25 protein-coding genes are annotated in these 19,323 nt (G+C 37.6%); 14 read left to right on the forward strand and 11 right to left on the reverse strand.

Annotated features, from left to right (window positions below; all coding sequences use genetic code 11):
* Positions 1–303: 303 nt before the first annotated feature.
* Together F4694_RS26525 and F4694_RS26530 are read right to left on the reverse strand one after the other, a co-directional pair.
* The gene (locus tag F4694_RS26525; RefSeq protein WP_179602925.1) at positions 304–1,602 is read right to left on the reverse strand and encodes an MFS transporter; all 1,299 of its coding nucleotides are present in this window, start codon (positions 1,600–1,602) and stop codon (positions 304–306) included.
* Positions 1,603–1,801: 199 nt separating this feature from the next.
* Entirely contained in the window at positions 1,802–2,341 is a 540-nt protein-coding gene (locus F4694_RS26530) for a GNAT family N-acetyltransferase (protein WP_179602926.1), read from the reverse strand.
* Positions 2,342–2,411: 70 nt separating this feature from the next.
* Between F4694_RS26530 and F4694_RS26535 the strand changes: the two genes are divergently transcribed.
* The 11 genes from F4694_RS26535 (at position 2,412) to F4694_RS26585 (ending at position 10,586) form a co-directional block, all read left to right on the forward strand.
* Positions 2,412–2,747: a DUF1259 domain-containing protein gene (locus tag F4694_RS26535; RefSeq protein WP_218895847.1), complete on the forward strand. Its 336-nt coding sequence runs from the start codon at positions 2,412–2,414 to the stop codon at positions 2,745–2,747.
* A 438-nt stretch (positions 2,748–3,185) separates the two neighbouring features.
* Positions 3,186–3,395: a hypothetical protein gene (locus F4694_RS31890; protein WP_218895848.1), complete on the forward strand. Its 210-nt coding sequence runs from the start codon at positions 3,186–3,188 to the stop codon at positions 3,393–3,395.
* A 180-nt stretch (positions 3,396–3,575) separates the two neighbouring features.
* Positions 3,576–4,550 (forward strand): XdhC family protein, encoded by a 975-nt coding sequence (locus tag F4694_RS26545; protein WP_257029407.1) that lies wholly within the window; start codon positions 3,576–3,578, stop codon positions 4,548–4,550.
* Positions 4,540–5,166: a nucleotidyltransferase family protein gene (locus tag F4694_RS26550; RefSeq protein WP_179602929.1), complete on the forward strand. Its 627-nt coding sequence runs from the start codon at positions 4,540–4,542 to the stop codon at positions 5,164–5,166. The genes F4694_RS26545 and F4694_RS26550 overlap by 11 nt, the downstream gene beginning before the upstream one ends.
* Before the next feature lie 20 nt (positions 5,167–5,186).
* The gene (locus F4694_RS26555) at positions 5,187–7,505 is read left to right on the forward strand and encodes a xanthine dehydrogenase family protein molybdopterin-binding subunit (RefSeq protein ID WP_179602930.1); all 2,319 of its coding nucleotides are present in this window, start codon (positions 5,187–5,189) and stop codon (positions 7,503–7,505) included.
* Positions 7,506–8,342 carry an FAD binding domain-containing protein gene (locus tag F4694_RS26560; protein WP_179602931.1) on the forward strand — a complete coding sequence of 279 codons (837 nt, stop codon included), beginning with the start codon at positions 7,506–7,508 and terminating at the stop codon, positions 8,340–8,342.
* Complete coding sequence (locus F4694_RS26565; RefSeq protein WP_179602932.1) at positions 8,342–8,830, forward strand: (2Fe-2S)-binding protein; 489 nt, start codon at positions 8,342–8,344, stop codon at positions 8,828–8,830. The genes F4694_RS26560 and F4694_RS26565 overlap by 1 nt, the downstream gene beginning before the upstream one ends.
* A 246-nt stretch (positions 8,831–9,076) precedes the next feature.
* Complete coding sequence (locus F4694_RS26570; protein WP_306458545.1) at positions 9,077–9,418, forward strand: hypothetical protein; 342 nt, start codon at positions 9,077–9,079, stop codon at positions 9,416–9,418.
* A gap of 196 nt (positions 9,419–9,614) precedes the next feature.
* Positions 9,615–9,869, forward strand: a complete 255-nt coding sequence (locus F4694_RS26575) for a spore germination protein (protein WP_179602934.1) — start codon at positions 9,615–9,617, stop codon at positions 9,867–9,869.
* A gap of 21 nt (positions 9,870–9,890) precedes the next feature.
* Positions 9,891–10,133: a spore germination protein gene (locus tag F4694_RS26580; RefSeq protein WP_179602935.1), complete on the forward strand. Its 243-nt coding sequence runs from the start codon at positions 9,891–9,893 to the stop codon at positions 10,131–10,133.
* A 21-nt stretch (positions 10,134–10,154) separates the two neighbouring features.
* Complete coding sequence (locus tag F4694_RS26585; RefSeq protein WP_179602936.1) at positions 10,155–10,586, forward strand: Hsp20/alpha crystallin family protein; 432 nt, start codon at positions 10,155–10,157, stop codon at positions 10,584–10,586.
* Positions 10,587–10,957: 371 nt separating this feature from the next.
* On the opposite strand, the gene F4694_RS32790 is transcribed toward F4694_RS26585, so the two are convergent.
* Complete coding sequence (locus tag F4694_RS32790; RefSeq protein ID WP_306458541.1) at positions 10,958–11,194, reverse strand: MFS transporter; 237 nt, start codon at positions 11,192–11,194, stop codon at positions 10,958–10,960.
* Here F4694_RS32790 and F4694_RS26595 point away from each other — a divergent pair.
* Entirely contained in the window at positions 11,122–11,553 is a 432-nt protein-coding gene (locus F4694_RS26595) for a MarR family winged helix-turn-helix transcriptional regulator (protein WP_218895849.1), read from the forward strand. The two genes, F4694_RS32790 and F4694_RS26595, sit on opposite strands and share 73 nt — an antisense overlap.
* A gap of 137 nt (positions 11,554–11,690) precedes the next feature.
* Here F4694_RS26595 and F4694_RS26600 read toward each other — a convergent pair whose 3' ends face one another.
* The 5 genes from F4694_RS26600 to F4694_RS26620 all read right to left on the reverse strand — a co-directional run bounded on the left by F4694_RS26600 (position 11,691) and on the right by F4694_RS26620 (position 15,389).
* Entirely contained in the window at positions 11,691–12,959 is a 1,269-nt protein-coding gene (locus tag F4694_RS26600; RefSeq protein WP_179602938.1) for an FtsW/RodA/SpoVE family cell cycle protein, read from the reverse strand.
* Entirely contained in the window at positions 12,956–13,375 is a 420-nt protein-coding gene (locus tag F4694_RS26605) for a PadR family transcriptional regulator (protein WP_179602939.1), read from the reverse strand. Before F4694_RS26605 ends, F4694_RS26600 begins: the two co-directional genes overlap by 4 nt.
* Positions 13,376–13,377: 2 nt before the next feature.
* Positions 13,378–13,911, reverse strand: coding sequence for a sigma-70 family RNA polymerase sigma factor (locus tag F4694_RS26610; protein WP_308806746.1), 534 nt, complete (start codon positions 13,909–13,911; stop codon positions 13,378–13,380).
* Between the two features lie 165 nt (positions 13,912–14,076).
* The gene (locus F4694_RS26615; protein WP_179602940.1) at positions 14,077–14,577 is read right to left on the reverse strand and encodes a YbaK/EbsC family protein; all 501 of its coding nucleotides are present in this window, start codon (positions 14,575–14,577) and stop codon (positions 14,077–14,079) included.
* Between the two features lie 233 nt (positions 14,578–14,810).
* A complete protein-coding gene (locus F4694_RS26620; protein WP_179602941.1) occupies positions 14,811–15,389 on the reverse strand; it encodes a hypothetical protein in 579 nt (192 codons plus the stop codon).
* Positions 15,390–15,474: 85 nt separating this feature from the next.
* Between F4694_RS26620 and F4694_RS26625 the strand changes: the two genes are divergently transcribed.
* Positions 15,475–15,885 carry a VOC family protein gene (locus F4694_RS26625; RefSeq protein ID WP_257029409.1) on the forward strand — a complete coding sequence of 137 codons (411 nt, stop codon included), beginning with the start codon at positions 15,475–15,477 and terminating at the stop codon, positions 15,883–15,885.
* Positions 15,886–15,967: 82 nt separating this feature from the next.
* Here the strand turns inward: F4694_RS26625 and F4694_RS26630 are convergent, their stop codons facing one another.
* From F4694_RS26630 to rpiA, 3 genes are all read right to left on the reverse strand, one after another.
* Positions 15,968–16,600, reverse strand: a complete 633-nt coding sequence (locus tag F4694_RS26630; protein ID WP_179602943.1) for an FMN-dependent NADH-azoreductase — start codon at positions 16,598–16,600, stop codon at positions 15,968–15,970.
* 382 nt (positions 16,601–16,982) lie between these two features.
* Positions 16,983–17,642 carry a fructose-6-phosphate aldolase gene (gene fsa / locus F4694_RS26635; protein WP_179602944.1) on the reverse strand — a complete coding sequence of 220 codons (660 nt, stop codon included), beginning with the start codon at positions 17,640–17,642 and terminating at the stop codon, positions 16,983–16,985.
* 338 nt (positions 17,643–17,980) lie between these two features.
* Positions 17,981–18,649 carry a ribose-5-phosphate isomerase RpiA gene (gene rpiA / locus F4694_RS26640; protein ID WP_179602945.1) on the reverse strand — a complete coding sequence of 223 codons (669 nt, stop codon included), beginning with the start codon at positions 18,647–18,649 and terminating at the stop codon, positions 17,981–17,983.
* A 229-nt stretch (positions 18,650–18,878) separates the two neighbouring features.
* Here rpiA and F4694_RS26645 point away from each other — a divergent pair, with 229 nt between their 5' ends.
* A complete protein-coding gene (locus F4694_RS26645; protein ID WP_179602946.1) occupies positions 18,879–19,319 on the forward strand; it encodes a YaiI/YqxD family protein in 441 nt (146 codons plus the stop codon).
* The last annotated feature ends 4 nt before the right edge of the window (positions 19,320–19,323 follow it).

Below are 19,323 nucleotides of genomic sequence, written 5' to 3' on the forward strand. Positions count from 1 at the left end.
CCTCCCATGCCTTGTATTTGTAATTAGACGATTCGCATTTTTTAAATGTTCCATTTTGGAATTTTTTATTAAAATTTTCCCTGCAACTATGCAGTAATCCAATTAAAAAGGGCTACCATAAAATGGCAGCCGATTACTTTAGCTCAATTCAATATTACCTTTTTAAGAACTTGTTTTGAATAATTTCTTAATAATACAGATACTGCTCTTTTGAGGAATAAGAAAAAAGAGCCGAAGTATCGACTCTTTCCTACTCAAGTATCTACTTAGTTTTAAAATTTTGATTTTCCTAAACAATCTGCCCTATTTTCTAACTCCACGAGACCATATCACCACTGGAATAAGCAATAAAGATAAAATCCCTCCAGCTATTGATAGCGTAAGGTAGCTTGAACTTGCCACGATCATTCCAGACACGGCTCCACCAGCAGCTCCTGACAAAGCAACTAACACATCCACTGAACCTTGAGTTTTCGCTCGTGTGGAAGTTTTAGTTGAATCAACAATAAGGGCTGTCCCACTTATCAAACCAATATTCCATCCTAATCCAAGTAAAGAAAGAGCAATTACCATAAGAACCATAGAATCTCCTGGTGCAAATGCTGCTAGTAAACCTGCCAGAAGTAACGTAATTCCAGAAGCAATAGCCATTACAGTACGCCCCAACTTATCAATAAGGGCACCTGTAACAAGTGAAGGGAGATACATAGCACCTATATGAAACCCAATAACAAGACCTACTGCACCCAAGTCATGTCCATGATGCATCATATGAACTGGTGTCATTGTCATAATAGCTACCATTACCATTTGAGTAAGGACCATTATCGTTGCTCCAACGATGATTCCTCTTTTGTTTTCTGTATGTTCCGTTGTTGGCAATAGCCCTTTATTACTAGACTCTTGGTTGATTGCTTGAATTGTTCTTGCTATAACTAATGGATCTGGGCGAAGCATGATGAAAAGGACCGTACCTGCTAAGATATAGGCTGCTGCTCCTAAAATGAAAGGACCAGCAAGCGATGGAACACCAATCGAAAGGGCGAAATCGCCCATCACATTTACTAAATTTGGTCCTGCTACTGCACCAAATGTCGTAAAAACCATTGTAATACTAATAGCAGTTGCACGCTGTTTTTTACTTGCTAAGTCCGTACCCGCATAACGAGCTTGTAAATTTGTTGCTGAGCCTGCACCATAAATAAGCAGGGAGGGGAATAACAGGAAAACACTGTTTAATATAGCTGCAAATATGACACCTATTGCTCCAAGTCCACCGAGCATAAAACCAGCTGTCAAACCTGTACGCCGTCCATACGCCTGCGAAAGTCTCCCGACCAATAAAGCAGCACCAGCCGACCCAAAAGTAAGTAAAGCCGAAGGCAGTCCAGCATATGCCTCTGTACCGAGCATTTGCTGTGCAAGAAGTGCACCCACAGTCACTCCCGCAGCTAACCCTGCACCACCCAAAATTTGTGAAATACTTACAATGAATAAAGTTCGTTTGTATAACGATTTTTGTTTTTCTGAAGAATTAATGTAGCTTTGTACCCGAGCTGATTGAGCGTCTAACACTTTTCCACTATCTTTCTGTAACATCATCTAACCTACCTCTATTATAATTCTCTTTTTATTTTATGCCTATTAGTGAAGTACGAGGCAGCCATTTTAGTAAGATTACGTCCTTAAATATAATAAGCGAACCTATTATGTACTAACCTTCCGTTAGTTTAATAAGAAATTCAACAAAAAAGGTGGTTACTCTTGCCTGGATTAACGCCCCATTAATATTAAATAAATTTCAATGTGTTAATGAATGATAAATTGTATAGTCCACTTCACCAGAGATATTTTTCAACCCATCTTTACACAGCTCCATTGCCATTAAATTCTCCTTGGAGGGCGGTAAGTTTTTCTTGGACGCATATATGCCGAACTCAGTTGATGTTCTAAATCCAAAGCGTCGATAATATCGAAAATCTCCTTCAACAATAATTCCCTTATAACCTCTTTCAGAAGCTAATTTAATACCTTCCTGCAACATAAACTTGCCAACACCTTGTCGTTGCTTTTTAATTGCCACAGAGACGGGGGATAACATTAAAATTTCGTTTTCATAGTTATTACTTATTGGAAGTTTTGAAAGTATAAAGTGTCCTATAATTTCCCCTTTGTCCTCAGCAACTAAATCTAATTGTGGGATGTAAAATTGTTTTTCCCGAATCTCTCTTACAAGAGATTTTTCAACTACACCATCTGTATAGCTCGTATTCTTGAATATTTCATATACAAAATCTTCAATAAAACTATATTCTTCTTTTTTAGCAGCTCTAATTATCATCTTAATTGCCCCTCCATTACCTAAGCAGTATCAATCCAAAAATAATAAGTAAAATTGCGAACATTCCATATTGCATGTTTATTCCTCACCCATCTCATATACGCTTGAACGGAATTTAAATGTTTCCATTCATGGAAGACCAATTCGTGGTGAACTTGGTACTAAAATAGTGTTTGAATCTATGGATTCTTATGGGAATATATTGAATCGCGGCGAAACAGTAATACTTCCTGAAGAGATCTTACATTTTTCAAACCATTTAGTTGAAAATGGGATAACCATTAGTGCTGTTCATAATCATTGGCTGTTCACAGAACCAAACATCCTGTATATCCATTTTCAATCTGTAGAACCACCTTTAATTTTTGTAAGAAAAATTTCAGAGGCACTAAAAGTATTAAAATAACATAAGAAACCCTCATTTTAGGTTTCTTTTTTTACTTATGCCTTACACTTGCTATATAATTACATACCTTTAATAAGATATATAAACATTAATCTATTAAGACTATCTATTCTAGTACCTATTTTTGTATGGCCTAACCATGGCTAGTGTTAAGGCTAAACCCATTAATACAACTAAAAACGGATTTAGGATTATTAATCATTCTAGGCTAATTTACATACACTAAATTAAATCAACTTTTTAGGGGAGTTTACCATGAATATTTCTGAATATGGAAAGGAATTAGCTAAAATTGGGTAGAAAATATCAGATATGAGTAATTACAATAAAGAAGGAAATAACATCTTACAAAAATTAAAGTCTAATATTTTAATATGCGAGGATACTGTCCTCCGATTTAAAAAGATAGAATCTCCTTCATTCATTTGTTCTGAACACTTGAAATTAATAAATATCTTCCAAGAATTAATTACTGCTTATTCTTACCAACTAAATAGTATTAATGATATGAGTGAAATAATTAATATGGATTTATTTCTAAATGGGAAAAACATGGAGAACGGAGAATTAGAGAAATTAGGGCCTATTTTATTATCGATCCTAACAAAAAGCAGCAATTTAGCGTTTAACAGCAACATTCAATTATAAAGGGAAGTTAGGATGTAGGTAATAATTCTGGCGGGCCTATTTTAGGCGTTAGTCTAATAATACAATACTCAAATTGTTGCTCCATTAAAAATTTCCTCACTATTCATCGCATTTTTTTCATTATATACTCATAAATTCTAAATCGAAGAGTTAATGAACATAGTAGGAGATGGAAAGTGCATGCAAAACTTTTTTCGAATATTAAATGCGCTTCAACATTCAACGGCAAAGAGCATATTGGCAACCATTATTCATATTGATGGCTCAGGTTACCTAAAAGAAGGGACATCCATGCTTATGATGGAAAATGGGGATAGGGTTGGAATGGTTTCTCCGGGGTGTTTAGAAGAAGATTTCCTTTTGCGGTGTAAAGCGTTACTCCAATCCCCCTATCCACAAATCGTCACGTATGATTTAAGCAGTGTTGATGACTATGGTTGTGGACAAGGAATGGGGTGTAACGGAATCATTAAAATACTGTTGGAACCTGTAACTGAAAAATTAATGACAGACTTTTTTTTCCTAAAAAACTCTTTAGAAAAAGGATTATCAGTCCTTCATGAAAAAGTATTTTCAGATGACTTCACTTTAAAAAGATCTACGTTTCAAATCTATCCTAACAAGGATATAAATAATAATTATAAATTTCATCCAAATAATGAAGGTTATAAATACACCTATCTTTTTATACCACCTCCTCGTATCCTCATATTCGGCGCAGGTGAAGATGCGAAACCTTTAGTATCATTAGCCTCAACAATAGGTTTCAATGTAACGCTCTGTGATTGGAGACCTGGACTTTGCAATGAATCTCATTTTCCTTCCGCATACCAATTCATTACTGGATCCCCACTACATATTATCAATTCTATCCACTTTTCAAAGAACGATTTCATCGTTATCATGAGCCACAATTTTTTAAAAGACCAAGAATTCCTTGCTGGCTTAAAAAATTCAGAAATAAATTACATTGGTATATTAGGTTCCAAGGAAAGAACAACTCGTCTGCTAAGCGGGATAAAGGTTCAAAAAAATCTTTTTTTCCCGGTCGTGCTGCCAATTGGTGCACAAGGTTCCGAAGAAATTGCAGTCAGTATAATGGCTCAAATCATTCAACTATATAGAAAATCAACGGAGATTAAGAATGATGAATAAACAAAATAAAATAGTAGGAATTTATCTTGCAGCTGGCAAGAGTACTCGAATGGGTAAAAATAAATTGCTTCTCCCTTTAGGAAGAAAAACAGTCGGGGCATACGCATTACACACCGCACTTGACTCAAACCTTCATCATATCGCTGTAGTTGCAAGAGACGATGACCCATCCATTAAACATTGGAAGTCATTATTAACTGAGAAAATTACAGTAGTCTATTGCACTGATTCTGTAAAAGGCCTCTCCCGTTCACTTAATTATGGGATAAAGGTAGCCAATTCATTAAAACCCGATGGGGTGATGATTCTTCTTGCGGATCAACCTTTTATCCACAAGAAGATGATAAATCAACTTATTGCTGCGTTTATTGAGGACGGGGTATTGTATGTTGCTTCTAGTTTTAAAGATATTATTAGTCCCCCATTGCTGATTGGAAAACAGTTATTCCCTCTGTTATCACAACTAAAACATGATGAAGGCGTGAAAAAACTTTTAAAGGATCACCCATCCATTAAAGGAAAGGTAATCCACCATAAATCTGAGGAACTATTTATTGATATTGATACGATAGAAGAATACGAGAATGTTTTAAACAATTTGGAACGTTACTTATAAAGCAAGAAGGGGGGCTATTCATGTATATTATCGGGAAAGGTATAACCCGAAAGGATGCCTTTGAAAAAGTAACAGGGCAAGCAAAATATACTGCAGATTTTGAGACAAACGAAATGCTGCATGCCAGACTAGTGATAAGCCCTTATGCACATGCCCTAATAAAAAATATCGATATGAGTGAAGCTGAGAAAATACCAGGAGTAAGGGCGGTTATAACCGGTCAAAATCTCCCCCTCACCGGGGAAGAATTGCAAGACCGGCCGCCAATCGCTACGGATCGAGTCCGGTATCAAGGAGAGGTCATTTCGATTGTGGTAGCGGATAATCCTTATTTAGCTGAGCAAGGTGCACAAGCGGTTAATGTTCAATACGAACCACTTCCTGTTGTCAATTCACCATCTGAGGCCCTAAAACCTGATGCACCCCTTCTTCACCCCAAGCTTGGTGAGTATAAAAAAATCCAAGGCGTTTATCCTGAGCCCGGAACCAATATCGCGACCCGGACGAAAATCCGAAAAGGTAATTGGGAAAAAGGCTGCGCAGAAAGTGAAGTGATCGTTGAAGAACACTTTGCTTTTCGGCCATCTGATCATGCAGCGATGGAAACAAGATGTTCGTTCGCGCAAATACATCCTAATGGAATGATTGAAATATCATCCTCCTCACAAGCACCGTTTATGATTAAAAGATTGATAGGCCAATATTTTGGAATTAGCACCGGTAAAATTAGAGTAAATACACCCCTAGTAGGTGGAGCTTATGGTGGAAAAGCCTCCACTCAACTAGAGATCCTAGCGTATATTGCCACGAAGGAAGTAAATGGCCGACTCGTCAAAATCCTTAATACACGTGAAGAGGATATGCTGACTTCACCAGGACATATCGGTCTCGAAGCGAGGGTGAAGCTCGGAAGTACAAAAGAAGGACTTCTAAAGGTTGCCGAACTTACCTATCTCTGGGATGGCGGGGCCTACTCAGATAAATCAATTGATTTAAGCCGTGCGGGGGCTGTCGACTGTACAGGTCCTTATCATATTGAGAATATTTGGTGTGACTCATTATGTATGTACACGAACCATCCGTATGCCGCCCCCTTCAGAGGGTTCAGTCATTCAGAGGTTCACTTTGCCTTTGAACGGACCATGGATGTGCTCGCGCAAAAGTTAAACATCGATCCACTTGAATTAAGAAATAAGAATGCCATTTTACCGGGTCATACCACCCCTACCCAGGTACTCTTAAATTCTAGTACGGTTGGGAATTTGCCAAAATGCATAAGTAAATTAAAAGAATTAATCAATTGGCAGGAAGGTCAGATTAAGGATCTTGGAAATCATCGTGTTCGGGCAAAGGGAATTAGTTGCATTTGGAAGACTTCAACGATTGACCCAAATGCAACTTCGGCGGTTATTTTAATATTTAATCCTGATGGGAGTATTAACCTTATTTCAGGTGTGATAGAAATCGGAACGGCCACCAAAACAATACTTGCGCAAATGTTGGCAGAAAGATTAAAAATGGATGTGAATGACATTCATGTTCAAATGGAAGTCGACACATTAAGTACGCCGGAGCATTGGAAAACGGTCGCAAGTAGAGGAACGTATATGGCAGGAAGAGCAGTCTTAGCAGCAGCAGAGGATATCATACGTCAACTAAAAAATATTGCCTCATTTATTTTAAGGGCACGGGAAGATGATTTAGAAGTCGGTTATGGCAAAGTGTATGTTCGTGATGACCCGAAAACCAGTATTCTTATTAAAGATATTGCCTATGGATATACGTTTCCAAATGGCAATACGATTGGGAGTCAAATCATCGGGAGAGGTAACTTTGTGATAAGAGGAATGACGTATTTAGACAAAGAGACCGGGGCAGGCAGACCTGGCCCAGAATGGACCGTAGGAGCAGAAGGGGTAGAGATCGAACTGGATTTAAGAACCTACACCTATAAAGTCCTTAAGGCTGTAGCTGTCATTGATATTGGAAAAGTGTTCAATGAGAAAACAGCCATTGGCCAAGTAAAGGGCGCGATGAGTATGGGTCTTTCCTTTGCCGCGAGAGAAACGTTCTGGTTTGATGATCATGGCAGTGTTCTTAATCCCCAACTACGAACGTACCGGCCCATTCGATTTGGGGAACACCCCAAGTACGTGGTGGCATTTGTGGAAACACCAGAAATAGACGCTCCCTATGGCGGAAGAGGTGTTGGGGAACATGGTTTAATCGGGATGCCTGCAGCTTTAGCAAATAGTCTCTCCACTGCTTTGTCCGTCAACGTCAACTATTTACCTCTTATCCCTGAATTATTATGGAAGATCAAGCGGGGTGAAAAATAGATGCTTGCTGGCAATATCGAATATTACCAACCATCTACCGTTAATGAAGCTGTTGAACAATTTTTCATCTTAAAGAAGGAAAACAAACTACCTATGTACTATGCCGGAGGGACCGAAATATTAACACTAGGCCGCCTCAATATTATTCATCCTGGTGCGATTATTGATATTAAGGCCATTAAAGAAACCCTCTCACACGAGTCTTATCAGGAGCATTTTATTTTCGGAGCCTCTCTCCCGCTTACTTATATTGAAGAAAAAAATATCTTCCCTTTACTAACACAAACATCTATGGAAATTGCTGACCATACAGCAAGGAATAAAATAACTATAGGTGGTAATGTGTGTGGGAATATTTTCTACCGTGAGGCTGTTCTCCCCTTTTTGCTATGCGATAGTACAGTGGTTGTAGCCGGAAAAGAAGGGCAAAAAACACATCCCATTCAGGATATTTTTAATAAAACTTTTCAATTCGAGGAAGGGCAGTTTTTGATCCAGCTCCTCATAGAAAAAAAATATCTTACCTTACCGTTTATCACGATCAAAAAGCGCCAGCAATGGGAGACCGGTTATCCCCTAATAACGGTAGCTTGTATAAAGATCGAAAATCAGTTACGTTTTGCCTTTAGCGGGCTATGCCCCTTCCCCTTCCGTTCGCAAAAGGTGGAGACTGAACTCAACAATACGCTTTTACCTAAAGAGGAACGAATTAACCACGCAATCGAGCAACTCCCGACTCCCGTACTGAATGATGTTGAAGGCTCAAAAGAGTACCGATTATTTGTGTTAAGGAACACATTAAAAGAGATGATTGTGGAAATGGAGGAAAAAGAATAATGCCCAATCCTTCCGCAAAGAAAATAAGTGTTTCACTGAATATTAATGGTGAAATGCGTCAGGTCGAAATACGACCTATCGACACTCTTCTATATGTTCTTCGTCATCACCTATCCCTAACAGGGGCAAAACCTGGATGTTTAAATGGGGATTGCGGTGCCTGTTCTGTGATGGTTAATGATAATGTATATAAATCATGCATCATGCTCGCCATCGAGAGTGTTGGGTCAGCAATTACAACCGTTGAAGGGTTGAAGGATTCCCCGATCCAAAACGCATTCGTCAAACATTTTGCATTTCAGTGCGGTTATTGTACACCAGGGTTTATCATGAATTGCCAAGCACTCCTATTAAAACATCCACATCCAACCTATGAGGTAGTGAAAGAATGGTTATCTTCTAATATTTGTCGATGCACCTGTTATCAAGAAATAGAAGAAGCTATTTTTTCCGTTGTGGAAGGCCGTGTTGGCGGTACTTCTGAATAATCTGTCAGCCTATCTACTTAATTGACTTCAATGGACCGGATCTTTTTACTCGGTCCATTTTTTTACGCCACTTATTGAATATCATCTTAATTAGACCGTAGACATTCATCTGAAAAAATTCCACCCATTAGGACAATGGCCTAAGAATAGTAATTTATCCCGAATACACTACTTGTGAATACAGAGGAGGGATAAAATTAAATGAATGTAGAGATGCAAGAACATCAACATTTAATTGGCGATCAGATGGTAGATCCTAATGATTCTAGATTTGGTCATCATGGCTTTGGTCATGGATTCGGTCATCATGGCTTTGGTCATGGATTCGGTCATCATGGATTCGGTCATGGATTTGGTTTTGGGCGTCCATTTGGTTTTGGTAGATTTGGTTTTGGGCGTCCGTTCGGCTTTGGCAGATTTGGTTTTGGGCGACCATTCGGTTTCGGATTTGGGCGGCCGTTCGGCTTTGGATTTGGCGGTCCGTTCTTAGGAGGAGTGCTAGGTGGGTTACTTGGCAGCGCTCTAATTGGTCCATGGGGCTATGGCTATCCATATTATGATTATGGTTATGGCTATCCATTCTATTAATATAGACTTTTAAAAGTAAACCTGGGTTTTCTTTGCTTAGTTGAAAAAGGTCTAAGGCCAGTGTCATCCTTTGTTGGATGTATTGGCCTTTTTTAATAGCCTGTGTTTTCAGGACTTTAGAAAAACTCTGGTGTCATTTAGGCAAGTATACGCATACGCTATTTACAAAATTGCTACCTAGAATGAGGGAGAAGTTATGCCATCTATAGTCATTAATTTATATAATTTCAAAATAAATAGCATTTCTGGAAACGGCTCTGTAACCATTGGTGAAGCTTCACATAATAGTCATACTGCAAAGAGCAAAGTACAGGGAGTTAACTCGTCATATGGCGATATGTCCCCTACTGAAGCCAATTTGCAAAATATCCTGATTGATCCAGACGTAAACGATATGACCGATATCGGGAATTCCGATAGTACCAACATAGGAAGAGTCCCAGGTTTCTAAACTAGAGAGGGAGAGGAAATCATGCCTTATCAGATTAATATTTTCAATATAAAGGTCAATGGAGCAAATCAGAATGGGAATATTGATATTGGCCCAACTGTTCATAATAGCCACACTGCGAATAGTAAATTTATTGGTGCAAATTTTTCTCTAGGAGATTTTTCACCAACTTTTTCACAAATGAACTCAGGAATGCTTGATACTGACGTAAGTGACCAAGATCAAATTGCCAATCCATCCATGCCCATTGCTAATCAAGTATAAAAGGAGCCAGGAGGGTAAATCATGGACATTGAAAAAATAAGAAAATGGATGGAAATAACCAATGAATATAAACAAAGTGATTTTTGGAGCAGTGTTTTAAATCAACAGCTCCCAAAAGAATTTTCCACCCGAACTTCTGATGTTGATGTACCCAAACATGATATCTATCAAAATGATACAACCATCTGTATTCTTGTAGAATTACCCGGTATCCAAGTGAACAATCTAATATTTAATTTAATATCAAAAAGCCGGATTTCTATAAAAACCAATGTCGTCCCGCCTATTTCAAACGAACTTGCAATGAAGCAGGAAAGATATTATGGGGAAATTAGCTTTGAAATAGATTTACCTGAGCCAACAGAGGCGCATTTATTAACGGTCCAATATCAAGATGGACTCCTTTACATCAGTTATCCAAGACAGATAGAACAGATAAATGTAAATATCTAACATCAAATAATTGCCTAAACTTACTTCACTTACTATTATCCACAACTACAGTTCTGCCTCTCTAAACAACGCTCTTTGCCTTCTTAGCTATTAAATACTGTTAAAAGCTAAGAAAAATACCGATTTAGCAAGTTATGAATCTAGCCTTTCGCTATTTGAAGGTCGTCAGTTAGGGGGGGGCACCTATTTTTTTAGCCACAGGGATTTCTTCATAAACACCTTGTGTAATTGTTGGTTCGGTGTATCTCCTATCCTTGATCAACTGTGCAATGAATCTAGCATCTTCATATCGTTTTCGTCGGTAAGTTGTCATCAAGTTCCTTCGTTTTCTTAAAAATTACTTCTAATGTATTTATCAACTGTAAAATAACTTATTGGTACGAAATCTCCTTCGTTTCGTGGAAGAAGACAGTGAGTAACACGAGCGATACTAAACCAACTGGTAAATTAATATAGAAAATCCAACGCCAGCTGATTTGATCGACAAAGAATCCACCTACTAAAGGACCAAGGAGACCTGCAATTCCCCAGACTGATGGAAAATATAAAAACAAACATAACGTTAGATTTCTTAAGGGTATCCAATCTTTTATGCAGATATGGTGCAAAAATGGTTGCAGATGTAGGTCTTACTAGTATACAGCAATGGGTTATTCTTAGAACAATAATAGAAAAAGGTGATATATCAATTGGTGAATTAAAGGAAGAAACACTCGTAACCAAACAAAATATGACAGGTATGATAAATCGCCTCCAGCAGGCAAATTTAGTTACTTTATTTTCAGATCCTGAAGATAAAAGACGTACACGTGTGAGGGTGACAGAAGAAGGACAACAAGTTTATCAGCAATTAAGTTCCTCACGAAATGAATTTAATAGCAAATCTTATAGTATTTACAATGAACAAGAAATAATCGTATTAAGTAATTTACTTAGTCGACTCGTTGATCACTTAAAAGAAAGCTAATTTTTCAATTTAGTGCAGTTTCTCTATAAATCGCTTATACAAAAAAAATGAGTGACAAATTTAGAATCTGACACTCATTTAAGTTATTTTTATAATTTTTCTATACTTAAGGGAATCCGTTAAGAGTTCTTCTTTTTTTAACTATTCCATAACAAATCTTTACGGCGGTAAACACTTAACACTGACCCTATTAATATCGCATTAAGTAAAGTTGGCATTAAACCGTAACTAATGAAAGGCAGTGACATTGAAGTCATAGGGAATAATCCCAAGGCCATACCGATATTACTAACGAGCTGGATACCATAAAGGGCAACCCCGCCAATAAGAAGCAGTTGTCCATAAGATTCTTTAATCTTTGGTTGGATCACCATCATCCTAGCTGCAAACAGTAGGAGAATTACAGCCAGTAAAACGCCAAAAATCCAGCCATAGTAATAGGTAAAGCTTACAAAAACAAAATTCGTACGTGCTTCTGGTATGAACTCTTTGGTCCCTGTCACACCAAACCAGCCAGCCTTTGACATGAGTTCCTGAATCCGAAGGATGATATATCCTTCCGTGTCTGCGTACTTCTCTGGATTAAAAAACGCCAGAAGTCTTACAATCTGATAGGGCTTAATGAATGGCCAAACCAATAAGGCCGTCAACATAATGGTTCCAAGTGTACCAACAGAAATCATCCATTTAACCTTTTTACTGAATTGGCTCCACCAAAGCATCACGAACACCATCACTGAATATAAGTAGATGGTTGAAATACTCGGTAAGGCAAGAAATAGCAGGATTGGGCTTAAAAACAATAATAAAGAATGCCAAACTCTTAATTTTTCATTATTGAAAAATGAAGCCCAAGCAAGATAGAAGAATGGCAATGCCATTAGACTTTCAATGGTAATTGGCCCAAGCTTTATTAGCCTCAGTCCATTTATCATAGTGTTTGAGAAAAAAGCCAAGATGAATAGCAGCAACATCCCGATTGTGTAAAAAAGCCAGCCGTGCCTTTTCCACTTTCGGTAATCTACCAGCATGACTCCCACTGTTGCAGCGCCCCCAAGAAAGGCAATGAGAATCTTATATATGATAAAGTACGTGTCTTTCATATAACCGAGAGAGAACATAGGCAGGAAGCTTAAACCAGTGGATATGGCTAGAAGAAGAATTAGCCACCAGTCTACCTTAGGACGGTGCAGCTTGTTCATCTGCATTCCTAATTTAGTTGGATTCCCCATTTGTTCAACAGCTTTTTCCTCTGCTTCGCTTTCTGATAATCCTCTTTCCAGCCATATCCTTTTTGCTTCCTTTAAGTGATAATTTAATTCGTTCGCAACATAGTTTTTTACTTCCTTTGACCGGATTTGATTGGTTACCTCATTTAGAAAAATCTGTTTTCTATTGTTTGTCACTGAACACTCACCCCCTCTAATAATTCCTTTAAAACCATCCGGTGTTTTGTTCGTTTTTGCTCGGCTTTGTTCAATAATTTCCTGCCTTTATCCACTAACCAATAATATTTAGCTCCTGAATCATCCCAGTTTGTTTGAATACAGCCAGACTGCTCTAAACGGTGCAGCAGGGTATACAAAAATCCTTCGTTATTTTCGAATTTCTGAATTCCCCGGCCCCGAAGCAGCCCTGTTAACTCATGTCCTGTTTTTTCTTGAACTAGAAGCTGCATGACTGCCAGCAGAATATCCTCATCACTTTCTTCCTGTTGGCTAATTTTTTTGCGTACTGAGTTATGATGTTGATCAGAAAAATTCAAGTCAGCAAATGTTCTCTTATCCATTACTCTCTTTAGGTTTTTTAAACGATCCTCCACCGTTATTCCTCCAATCGTTCTTTTAGAAGCTCCTTAGCACGTCGTAATCTGGTTTTAACTGTATTAACGCCTGTTTCAGTAACCGCAGCAATTTCCTTGATTGGCAGTTCTTCATAGTAGAAAAGGTAAATTACCTCCCTATATTTAATTGGAAGTGTCATAATCGCAGAGATTAATTCATCATCCTCTTCCCTTTGAATCACCTTCTGCTCTACTAGTTCCTTTTTGGTACCGTTAATCGGAAATTCTTCGCCGGCTATGACCACGTTCTTTTGGTACCAGCTTCTATGGAAATCTTTACAATGATTAATGGCAATCCGCCACAACCAAGTTCTCAATTTTGCTTTCCCGCTATATGTATGGAGGTTTTTATAGCATTTAACAAAAATATCTTGAGTTAAATCCTCCGCAATCGCTTGATTATTTGCATAGGAATACGCCAGCTGCAAAATCTCTTGTCCGTACTGATTCATGATTTCATCAATGATGTGTTCTTTATCTTCTATGGCAATTCCACCGATTATCATCTCTTCCACTACCTTCACTCCTTCCTATACTTAGACGATGTGACCTGTTAGGAAGTTTTTAAGATCTTTCTTTTTCCAAAAAAAGAAGCCTAGAATAAGTTAACCTTATCCTAAAGCTTCTTTGTATGATTTACTCGGTTTAACGAACGCAAGAGAAGAATATTAATTTGTTTTTTAACCAACCTTCTTTTCTTGCTCAGAATCTTCCCAACCTTTACAAACATCGACCCATTCTTTTGCATATGAATAGCGATAAATCTCTTCATTCGTTAGTTCAATCGCTGAATTGGTGCTGCCACATGCCGGGAAAAGTGTATCAAACCTTTTCATGGAAACATCAAGGTAAACATCTAGTTCATTTTTTAATCCGAATGGGCAAACTCCACCGATTGCATGGCCCGTCTGCTCCAGCACTTCTTCCGGAGTCAGCATTCTGGCCTTGAACCCAAAGGTATGACGAAATTTCTTGTTATCAATTTTCACATCTCCGGCAGCAACAATCAAAAGGGCTTTTTCCCCTTCTCCTCTAAAAGATAAAGTTTTTGCTATGCGGGCCGGAATCACTCCTATTGTTTCGGCTGCTAAATCCACTGTTGCGCTTGATGTGTCAAATTCCATCACATCTTGTTCTTTGTTCCATTGCCTAAAATGGGCTTTTACACTTTCAATTGACATCCTGTCCATCCTTTCCTGCTTGCTATTATGGAAAATAATAACACACTTTAGTTAGGAAAAGCGAAAAGATGCTCATGCCCGAATCATACTTAATGGTTCCTGAACATCCATCATCTTGACTCTGTATTTAAATTACAATTCACGATTCGTACTATGTACACAGACGAAATCATGCATTCTATTCATAATAACCTTCAGCGCTTCTATCGTCGCTACTATGTCACCATTCACCTCTAAACTATGATTGGCATTGGAATAACTAACGTACTTATTAGCTTATTAGTCTCAAGTATAGAAATTCGTGCCTGCAGATAATGTTGATCCTGGTCACCGATGACACAAAGAGATGGAATATTTGTTTTAAGCAGCGTATCAAAAACGAGATTTTCCTTCAATAAAGGCGTTAACCAAATACCAATTGGCAGATTGATAAATTTCTTTTCCGCCCATTCCATTGCCATCGGGATAGTACCAATTGACTTACTGAGCAAGAAGCACTTTTCATAAATAGTATCTATTAAAACTTCACCTACTACCGTTCTAACATCCTCATACATCCAATGCTCTTGCTCCGTTTTGTTAAGCTTGACAAAATGTTTACTTTTAATAAAGTTATAATTGATATGCAAAATATCTACACCATTTTCTGCAAATAAATTCGTAGCATAATGGAACAGCGGTTGTTGTGTGGAATAGCTGATTCCTGGGAGCATAATGCATATGCTATTATTTCGCTGCTTACTGCGAATCCATAAAAATGGAATGGTTGAGTACTCATTTCTTACTACTTCATCTTCAATTAATTCATACATAAGGGACACCTCACTTAATCGTTAGTGTTATTCTATGCGTTTTATAAAATATCCTTTAATTACTAGTGAAAGAGGTAGTTTAATTTTGAGTCACAGACAAATTCACAGCTCACTAAAAGTATTACTGGTTTCAAATTTAGAAAAGTCAAAGCATTATTATAGGGAAGTCTTAGGCTGCGAGGTAACAGAATGGTGGGTGATTCGAGATGGTTTCACGGGATTAGCTATTAAGTTACTTCAAGCTGATTCTCCTGAAGATGTCAGTCCAAACAGATGCGCAAGAGGATATAATCAAACTGCTCCAGATGTTTATTGTTATGTAGAGAACTGGACTGCACTCGACGAACTACATGCGGAATTTAAAGAAAAAGGTGCCAAAATTGTCATCGAACCCTGGATTGATAAAGAGGCTGGTCCATGGAAGGAATTTGCTATTGTCGATCCTGATAATTATTGCATTGCCTTTGGCGGTACCAATGAAAACCAACAGATTTAATCAAACGTTTAATTAGTATTTATTTACATCATATTTATAAAGGAGCTTGATTGCCAAGCTCCTTTATAAATATGGTTAATTATTAAACTGCCACTGCCGATAATTTCTTTGCTGCTTCTTTTACCTTTTCTAAACCTTCAGCAATAATCTTTTCTGCTTGTGCAGGCATTGCATTATGGCCTTCAATAATCACTTCGTCGACGATTTCCATACCGAATACGCCGCCAACCACGTTTTTAATATAAGTAGCCGCCATTTCCATTGGTGCTGCTTCTGGTGTTGAGTAAACCCCGCCGCGAGCACTTAGGATTACTGCCTTTTTATCTGTCATTAATTGTACAAGTTGACCATTTTCATCGTACTTGAAAGTGAAACCAGCTTGGTATACATAGTCAATGAAAGTTTGTAATGGTGCTGGGATAGTTAGGTTCCATAATGGGAATGCAAATACAACTAAGTCAGCTGCAGTAAGAGCATCCATTGCCTTTTGTTTTGCAGCAAGAAGACGCTTTTCAAGATCTGTCATTTCTTCGCCTGATTGTAATTTACCGAAAGCATTGAATAAATCCTGGCCAAAATAAGGCATATCTTCCGCGAAAACATCAAAAGTTGTGACATTTACACCTTCTACGTTTTCCATAAAAGTTTCATACATTTTACTTGATACAGCCTCGGAAGCTGGACGATTATTTGCTTTCACTACTAAAACATTCATTTATATAAATCTCCTTTTTATCTTTAATTTTACTATTTTCAAATCATTTATCTCGAATTAATAATATATTAATCTATTATTCCTGTCAATTAAACTTGTATAGTAGGTATTACCTATTTTAGATAATAAATACCTGATAAAAAAGTCTTATGTATTTATATTAACCCCAACATATTATTCTTAGATATTTAATTTATCTTAATCCCCGGTTAAAAGGTCGTTGAAAGCCAATGAGATTAGTCGTTCATAAGAATTTCCATAAAAAACATCATTCTATAACAGAGCCTATTTATAAAAAAAACACCCTTATCTTCGACTTAGATAAGAGTGTTTACGACGTTCTCCCTCTTTAGGAGATTCGCCCTTATGTTGTATACAAATTTTAAACGGTTTTCCAGTCAGCTGCAAATTTTTCAAGACCTTGGTCTGTTAACGGATGTTTTGATAATTGCTCAATAACCTTAAATGGAATGGTTGCAATATGAGCTCCTGCCAATGCCACACGTGTAACATGATCAGGGTGACGAACTGAAGCAGCAATGATTTGTGAATCCAAGCCTTGAACTTGGAACATCTTTGCGATTTTTGCAACTAATTCTACACCATCTTCGTTAATATCATCTAAACGACCTAAGAATGGTGAAACATATGTAGCTCCTGCACGTGCAGCTAGTAATGCTTGGTTGACACTAAAAATAAGGGTAACGTTTGTTTTAACACCTTTTTTCGTTAAATAGCGGCAAGCCTCTAATCCATCAAGTGTCATTGGAAGTTTAATGGTAATATTCTTATCGCCGCCGTTAATTTTAATAAGCTCATTAGCTTCTGCAATCATTTGTTCAGCTGTCAAAGCGTTTGGAGTTACTTCAGCAGATACAGACTCAACCTCTGGTACAGCATTTAAGATTTCAGCGATACGATCTTCGAATTTCACACCTTCTTTAGCTACTAAAGACGGGTTTGTTGTTACTCCTGATAGCACGCCAATTTTATAGGCTTTTTTAATTTCTTCAAGATTTGCAGTATCGATAAAAAATTTCATTAACTTTTTCCTCCAATTTTTTTAAATATATGATTATTTTAACTCTTTCCGACAGCATGTCCACTAAAATCGTCTCTTAAGCACCACAATTTTACCAGCTAGGTGTCATCCCTAGAAGAACGATAGCGTATTATTAAGAACAATGCAATGACTGGTGTTGCTTTTTATATGGGCTAAAGTTTGACATCCGACCATTTTACTTCACTAAAGTAATACAGAAACCCTTTATTTTCTTTATAATTTGAATAATTTAAATAAAGCAATCTCAGTCAAATTAGCCCGCCGCGAATTTATAAATAAGTTAACGATAGTTCCAATTTTAGCCTCTTAATTTGTGCTTATTTACGGAATACAGTTACAAGTTTCTTATCAATAATGGTAATAACAGCTTCTGCCATTCCAACAAATAATCCATTATCTACCACACCAGGTATGAGGTTTAGATTTTTCTCTAATTCTTTTGGCTCCTTAATTTCTTGAAACTTGGTGTCCAAAATATAATTACCATTATCCGTAAGGAAAGGTTTCCCTTGTTGCTGTCGTAATTCCGTTTTTCCGCCAAGATCCCGGATATGCTTTATTGTCATTCCTAATCCAAAAGGGACCACCTCTACTGGCAGTGGAAAGGTTCCTAATGTGTCGACATTCTTGTGAGAGTCTGCAATGACAATAAAAGTTTTAGCAGATGCAGCAATAATTTTCTCTCTTAAAAGGGCTCCGCCGCCGCCTTTAATAAGATTAAGGTCTGCATCGACTTCATCCGCTCCATCAACAGCTACATCAATTTGCTCTATTTCATTGAATGAAACTAGTGGGATTCCAAGCTCGTTTGCTAATGTTTCTGTTTTCTTAGAAGTAGGGACTCCTTTAATGTTTAGCCCTTGCTGGACTAATTCGCCGAGTTTAAAAGTGAAATAATATGCAGTTGACCCTGTACCCAGTCCGACTATCATCCCATCTTTCACGAACTCTATAGCTTTTTCTCCAATGACTTTCTTTTCATTCAATGCTTTGTCCCCCTTCTACGAAGCAAGATACTACATTGATAATTTGTCCTTTATTAATAAAATTCACTCCATCCAAAGCTGGATCGCGTGATATACTTTTTTTATTCTGGATCCCCTTCGAAAGTTGTATATTTTCTTGATGAGGTGGAAAAGACTAAATCGCAATATCACTGATCATGAGATTTTCTAATCGTTACGTTCCAAAAAACAATTACATGGAGAGATAAAGATGAAAATTTATGTTGATGCTGACGCTTGTCCTGTAAAAGATATTATTATCTCTGAAGGTATCAATGCTGATATTCCTGTTATTCTTGTTACTAGCTTTTCTCATTTTTCAAGTGCGGAACAACCATCTGGCGTCGAAACCATTTATGTTGACTCTGGAGCAGATGCTGCCGATTATCGGATTATGAAATTGGCAAAAAAGGGAGATATAATCGTTACGCAAGATTATGGTCTGGCTTCGCTAGGCTTAGCAAAAGGGTGTACGGTTCTGCACCATACTGGGTATAGTTATACAAATGAAAACATTGACCAATTATTACAAACACGTTATTTGAGTGCGATGGCTCGAAAAGGCGGAAAACGCACAAAGGGGCCAAAACCATTTACAGCAGAAGATAGAGAGAAATTTAAGAGGCTTTTTAAAAGCGCGATTTCATCTTAAAATT

The sequence above is a fragment of the Neobacillus driksii genome, from assembly GCF_013409995.1.
Taxonomy (GTDB): Bacteria; Bacillota; Bacilli; order Bacillales; family Cytobacillaceae; genus Neobacillus; species Neobacillus driksii.